Annotated in this window: 8 protein-coding genes and 1 tRNA gene; 5 read left to right on the top strand and 4 right to left on the bottom strand. The window is 36.1% G+C overall.

The annotated features are described in order from the left end of the window. The first annotated feature begins 132 nt into the window (after window positions 1–132). Both DM84_RS04745 and DM84_RS04740 read left to right on the top strand, forming a co-directional pair. Complete coding sequence (locus DM84_RS04745) at window positions 133–357, top strand: hypothetical protein (protein WP_250778734.1); 225 nt, start codon at window positions 133–135, stop codon at window positions 355–357. A 126-nt stretch (window positions 358–483) separates the two neighbouring features. Continuing rightward, window positions 484–828 carry a hypothetical protein gene (locus DM84_RS04740; RefSeq protein ID WP_250778732.1) on the top strand — a complete coding sequence of 115 codons (345 nt, stop codon included), beginning with the start codon at window positions 484–486 and terminating at the stop codon, window positions 826–828. On the opposite strand, the gene DM84_RS04735 is transcribed toward DM84_RS04740, so the two are convergent. From DM84_RS04735 to DM84_RS04720, 4 genes are all read right to left on the bottom strand, one after another. Beyond that, window positions 787–1,380, bottom strand: coding sequence for a hypothetical protein (locus DM84_RS04735; RefSeq protein WP_250778730.1), 594 nt, complete (start codon window positions 1,378–1,380; stop codon window positions 787–789). The two genes, DM84_RS04740 and DM84_RS04735, sit on opposite strands and share 42 nt — an antisense overlap. A gap of 18 nt (window positions 1,381–1,398) precedes the next feature. Next, window positions 1,399–1,473: transfer RNA gene (locus tag DM84_RS04730), tRNA-Gln, on the bottom strand. Continuing rightward, window positions 1,464–1,799 carry a divalent-cation tolerance protein CutA gene (gene cutA, locus DM84_RS04725; protein ID WP_250778728.1) on the bottom strand — a complete coding sequence of 112 codons (336 nt, stop codon included), beginning with the start codon at window positions 1,797–1,799 and terminating at the stop codon, window positions 1,464–1,466. The genes DM84_RS04730 and cutA overlap by 10 nt, the downstream gene beginning before the upstream one ends. A gap of 116 nt (window positions 1,800–1,915) precedes the next feature. After that, a complete protein-coding gene (locus DM84_RS04720) occupies window positions 1,916–3,346 on the bottom strand; it encodes an actin-bundling T4SS effector WalE1 family protein (protein ID WP_250778726.1) in 1,431 nt (476 codons plus the stop codon). A gap of 155 nt (window positions 3,347–3,501) precedes the next feature. On the opposite strand from DM84_RS04720, the gene DM84_RS04715 reads away from it, so the two are divergent. The 3 genes from DM84_RS04715 to DM84_RS04705 form a co-directional block, all read left to right on the top strand. Further along, window positions 3,502–3,711 carry a hypothetical protein gene (locus tag DM84_RS04715; protein WP_250778724.1) on the top strand — a complete coding sequence of 70 codons (210 nt, stop codon included), beginning with the start codon at window positions 3,502–3,504 and terminating at the stop codon, window positions 3,709–3,711. 74 nt (window positions 3,712–3,785) lie between these two features. Further along, on the top strand, window positions 3,786–4,820 hold the full coding sequence (hflK, locus tag DM84_RS04710; RefSeq protein ID WP_250778722.1) for an FtsH protease activity modulator HflK: 1,035 nt from the start codon (window positions 3,786–3,788) through the stop codon (window positions 4,818–4,820). A gap of 2 nt (window positions 4,821–4,822) precedes the next feature. Further along, window positions 4,823–5,306: SPFH domain-containing protein (locus DM84_RS04705; RefSeq protein WP_250778720.1), on the top strand; the 484-nt coding region annotated here is incomplete at its 3' end.

Raw genomic sequence — 5,306 nt, 5'->3', positions numbered from 1 at the left:
TGTCTTTTTCTCCTGTTTGGTAAATTTCTTAAATATTATAGCTTAGACTAGTTGCCTTCAAAAGCAGCTAAGTTGCAGCGTTTAAGGCATAAAAACGCCAATACTGAAAATAAATAATGACCAGGGTTTCTTTTGCCTTTTTCTCGTTTGATAAATTTCTTAAATATTTATTACCAAAGTAGTATCCCAGATCCCAGTATCAAGTGCTGGGATGACAAGAAAAAGGCTACTTGGATGACACCCATAACTTTGTCATTCCAGCGCGTGACGCTGGAATCTAGGAATTTTATTGGGTCGGTGAGTATAAACGTTATGTTAAAATACACCATTTTATGGAAAACTGAGATGACATCGTAGGGGTTAAGATGACAAGAAAAAGGAGCACCGAAATGACAAAAGAGGGTGGCACCTATCTCAGCAGACAACGTTCGCACAAAATTTCAATCCCCTGCAAATTTTTAACCTAAATCAAGGAGGTACATTATGTCAAACAACTTCAATTTCAAAGAATTTTTTCACCATTACGAAGCAGATAGTATGCCAGATGACATACAACGATATCATGTACTATGGAAATCAGTAATAGGGCAGGCAGTAATTGATGCAGCAAGCAACTGTAAAAAAACACAAAGCTTGGTAGAAAAACAGAAAGCAATTTCCTGGTTATCGGATTTTAGTCAAGATTTTGTGCACACATGCATATTGGCTGATTATGACCCGGTATATGTAAAAAATAAAATACAGCCAATTCTAAAAAGCCATACTAAAAAACCAGATAAAGCTTTTCTAGTGAGACTTGCTCCTTTCACCGAAAAAGATATCATTTAGTCTTTTATCTATGGTTTCCTCTATATCCTTGACTAACAGTTGCCTTATCATGGCCACTTTTCGCCTTTCTTGAGCATGGCGCTCATCATTGTAACCATAATGACTGCTACTGCTGTAGCTACTTTCGCTACTATAGTTATAACTACTACCATTTGCTTTACTCCTGTAACTTGCTTTACTGCCCCTTTTGTCTTTGATCATGAACCTGAGTATCTGCATTATTTTTTCCTTTAAAAAAGATTTCCAGCCGGTAATGAGAAGTAATCTATAGAGAAAATGCGGAGCAAGAAACGCTACTAATATTCTAAAATAAACTCCATAACCGAGGTCATCTTTGTTATCGTAATACCACTTGCAATATTCAAACAAATGGTTAAATGCGCTTTTGAAAGAGCCAAATTCTACAGCATACCAAAAGCCATTGCTGAGAAACATGAACGTAACGCTGGATGTATAAAGATATATTATAAGGAGGAATAGCTTGACAACTATGTCCTTTAAGTTGCCCAGTATATAACTTAATAACCTTAATCTATAGAAAAGTGATATCATTTCACACCCTCTTCAATATGGCTGGGGTGGAAGGATTCGAACCTTCGCATGGCGGTATCAAAAACCGCTGCCTTACCGCTTGGCTACACCCCAATACTGCTTACATCAATAACATTATTAACCCAATTAGTAAAAGACTTATTTGTCTTTTCTATAGGTATTATTACAACAGCAGGTTGATCATAAGAATGCATTGCTTCAATTTTTTCTACAACTTTATCAACTTGATCGTTTCTGCTTTTCATAATTGCTACTATTTCACAACTACTATTAATTTTACCTTCCCATAAATAAAGAGAATTCACCTCGGGAAATATGTTTACACAAGCAATTGATTTCTCGTTTAACAATTCTTCAGAAACAGTTTTAGCCTCCTTTAAACTTGCAAAAGTCGTATAAATCAAAACTAAACCACTCATTAGAATCTACATAAACGCATTGCTACTATACTTTACTTAGATTTATTCATCAAGAGAAAGTAGAAAGGACGTTACTCAATGAGTAACGTCCTTGTGGGGAAGGTGGGTGGGTTTGCTTATACTAATGTTTCTAAACGTCCGCTCACTGGCGTAGACTTTTGCTTAGACATTTTTGTAGAAGGCTTTTGTCCCACCAGTTTGTCTAGAGAACCTGCCTTTCTCAAGTCAGCTTGAGTTTTTACGCTACCATTCTTCTCAGTTAACATCGCGTGTGCAGGACTTTGTCTTCCTATTGGCGTAGAAGAACCAGATGAACCTCTTCCACTATCAGGAGAATTACTGCGAGAAGTAGAAGATGATTTTCTTAGTTCTTCCAACTCTTTCGCGAGTGCTTTGTGATCAACTGGCTTAGAAAGACCAGAAGTTGGTGTAGATTTACCAGAAGAATTAGCTGTAACAAATCTACTACCTGGCGTAGATCCACCAGAAGAAATAGGTGAGCTTTTCTTACTACCATAACCACTGGTTGGACTTTTAGGCACAACACTTACATCATCAGAAGCTGAGCTGCTGAAAGCACTACTCGTATGTAAGCTTTTCAAGTGCTTTTTCACGGTAGGATCATTGAAAAAAGCTTCTTCCAAAGAACTTTCTTTAGGCGCATTTCCAACCATACTTAAATCAGGAAGCGAGTTACTTCTAGTTGGTACTTTTGGAGTTTCCACCTTAGTAGGGTCACTAATACTATGACGTCGTGCAACTCCTGGTCTCCTTGCTATTGTTGCAAAATTCTGAGGACCTGAATTAGGGGGAGTACTTCCAGTCTCTACAGGATCTGGTGAGTTGCTAGGTTGCTGAAATTTTTGTTTCAGTGGAGAGAATAATGGTAATGAAAAAGATTTTTTAGGTTTGGCATCACCATAAAACATGTTATTACGCATTTCACGTGAACTCTTAAGAATGCGATCCTCTTTCCTCTTTGCAGCAGCTTCTTTAACTTCACTTCTATCTTCATACTTCTCTCTATCATCATATATTGCTACAGCAAGTGCATTCCTTGTGTCTGCTATTCTATCACGTACAAGATGAGCACCTCTCTTCAGTGAATCTACTGAATGTTCATAACCTTCTTTCACTGGATCCTTAACATACACAGCACCAGCTTTAATTTTACCAGCAGTATGTTTTGCACCTTCAACTGTTTTTTCTGCAGCATATTTGAAGCCTGCTTTTATTTCTGCTCTGTGTTTATATGCTGCGTAAGAAGCACCAGCCAAAACAGCAGCCCCTATTATTGCTCCAATTACGATCCCAATTACTGGTGCTGCAGCGACTGTAGCTGTTCCTGCAGTTGCAATAGCAGGAGCAATTGCTGACCAGTTAGTTGCAATAATATAACCTATCAAGCCAATTACTCCCAGTCCGATAATACCACTATTTAACCGGTTCTGCTTTCTTAATGACTTTATTTCTTTCTCTAACGATTCTATTTTTTGCCCCAACTGGGTTTCAACAGTATTATTTAATGTATTGTTTTCTCTTGGCATTTTAAACCTCACTATTAATTAAATATATTTATATTGTACATCCCCAATTCTTAAATTAGTGTTAATTTGACTGTCAGCGTGCATTTACCTAAGGATAATTTTGCTTGACGCTGGTATAACAAGGATGAAGAGACTGGAGAAGGTGCTGGAACTGTATGAGGTATAGAAAAAGATTGTTTCTTTTACTGACTGCTGTAATTTTAGCGATTCTATTATTAAAAGATTATAGTGGTTTTCACGAAGACATAGTGCACCTCAAAAACGACAACAAGGAATTCAAAAGAAGACCAGAAAATTCCATAGAGTCAACCATATTACATAGAGAAAAGGAAGTGTATGATCATGTCTTCCAATCTGATAATTAATTCGTAAATAAAATAGTCTTGCATTTTTCTACTAAGGAAGTAATATTAGCGTATTAGTTATAGAATTAATCATTATGTTTGATGAGAATAATCCTTGGAATCTTGGAAAGAAACCAATAAGGAATAAAACTCCTGATAATGAAGATATTTTAAATAAAATTATATCCGAGATAAGGTACTTTTTTAATGTCTTAACAAGAAACAGCGGTAAAAAACCTTATTTAATTATTTTTGTTATTTTGTTCTTCTATGCTTGCACTGGCTTCTATATTGTTCACCCAAGCGAGGAAGGCATAGAACTCACTTTTGGCAAATATTCTAACACAGAAACACCTGGTTTGCGCTATCACTTCCCCTACCCTATTGGCAAGGTCTTTAAAGTGAACGTCAAGGAAGTAAATCGTGAAGAAATTGGGGTCAGCAGTTCCTATGGACGCGACACAGACCGCGGTGAAGGTGTGATGCTCACTGGAGATGAGAACATAGTCAACGTCAACTTTGAGGTCCAGTGGCGCGTTAGAGATGCTAAAGATTATTTATTCAAAGTGCGGGATTATACACCTGGTTTTAGTGTTAAAAATGCTGCAGAAAGTGCTATGAGGGAGATAATAGGTAAAAATACAATCTCTTTTGCACTTGGTCAAGGCAGACAAGAAATTCCTATAGATACTAGAACTTTACTGCAACAGATTCTTGATGGATATCAAATGGGTATAGAAATTTTATCTGTCCAAATGAAAAAAATTGACCCACCAGAAAAAGTAATTAGCTCATTTAGAGATGTGCAAAGTGCTCGTGCGGATAAAGAGCGTACTATAAACGAAGCATATGCTTATAGCAACGATATTATACCTCGAGCAAAAGGTGAAGCAATAAAGATAAAACTAGACGCAGAAGCATATGAGAATGAAATAATAAACGAAGCAGAAGGTAATGCAAATCGCTTTTTGTCTCTCTATAAAGAATACAAGCAAAATCCTTCTCTGGTTAAAAACCGTATTTATCTTGAAACTATGGAAAATATTTTCAGTAAAGTAGATAAATTTGTTGTAACTGATGATCTGAAAGGTATGTTTTCTTATCTACCTCTTGCAAATTTGGGAAAATAGTTATGCGCAGTAACATTAAAATTGCTTTTATTTCTGTATTCGTTGTCGTGTTAATCGCCTTGTTTAATTCAATGTTTGTGGTGCAAGAAACGAAGCAAGCAATAGTTATACAATTGGGTAAAGTAGTAAGAGATATTAAGGAAAGCGGTTTATATTTTAAGCTGCCATTTATAAATAACGTAGAATTTCTTGATAAGAGAGTTTTAGATTTAAGCCCTGATAAAACTCCAAGAGAGGTAATAACTGCAGACCAAAAACGCATCATAGTAGACGCCTATGCAAAATATAAAATAGTAGAGCCTATCACTTTTTATCAAACTGTGAGAAGCGAATCAGGATTAGTCAGAAGACTATATCCAATCATAGAAGCTCACATAAGGGAAAACATAGTAAAATTTTCATTAATTAGTTTGTTAAATGAAAAGAGATCAGAAGTTATGCAATTAATCCAGCGCGGAGTTTATTCTGAAGCTAGAAAATTTGGTA

This window comes from Wolbachia pipientis (genome assembly GCF_023661085.1).
Classification (GTDB): domain Bacteria; phylum Pseudomonadota; class Alphaproteobacteria; order Rickettsiales; family Anaplasmataceae; genus Wolbachia.
Note: the sequence above shows the minus strand (reverse complement) of the source record. Positions and strands in the feature narration are given on the sequence as shown.

Bases quoted from the DNA above. Each gene is read 5' to 3' on its own strand.
- DM84_RS04740 (WP_250778732.1), top strand. From the start codon at position 484: ATGTCAAACAACTTCAATTTCAAAGAATTTTTTCACCATTACGAAGCA.
- DM84_RS04735 (WP_250778730.1), bottom strand. From the start codon at position 1,380: ATGATATCACTTTTCTATAGATTAAGGTTATTAAGTTATATACTGGGC.
- cutA (WP_250778728.1), bottom strand. From the start codon at position 1,799: ATGAGTGGTTTAGTTTTGATTTATACGACTTTTGCAAGTTTAAAGGAG.
- DM84_RS04720 (WP_250778726.1), bottom strand. From the start codon at position 3,346: ATGCCAAGAGAAAACAATACATTAAATAATACTGTTGAAACCCAGTTG.
- DM84_RS04715 (WP_250778724.1), top strand. From the start codon at position 3,502: ATGAGGTATAGAAAAAGATTGTTTCTTTTACTGACTGCTGTAATTTTA.
- hflK (WP_250778722.1), top strand. From the start codon at position 3,786: ATGTTTGATGAGAATAATCCTTGGAATCTTGGAAAGAAACCAATAAGG.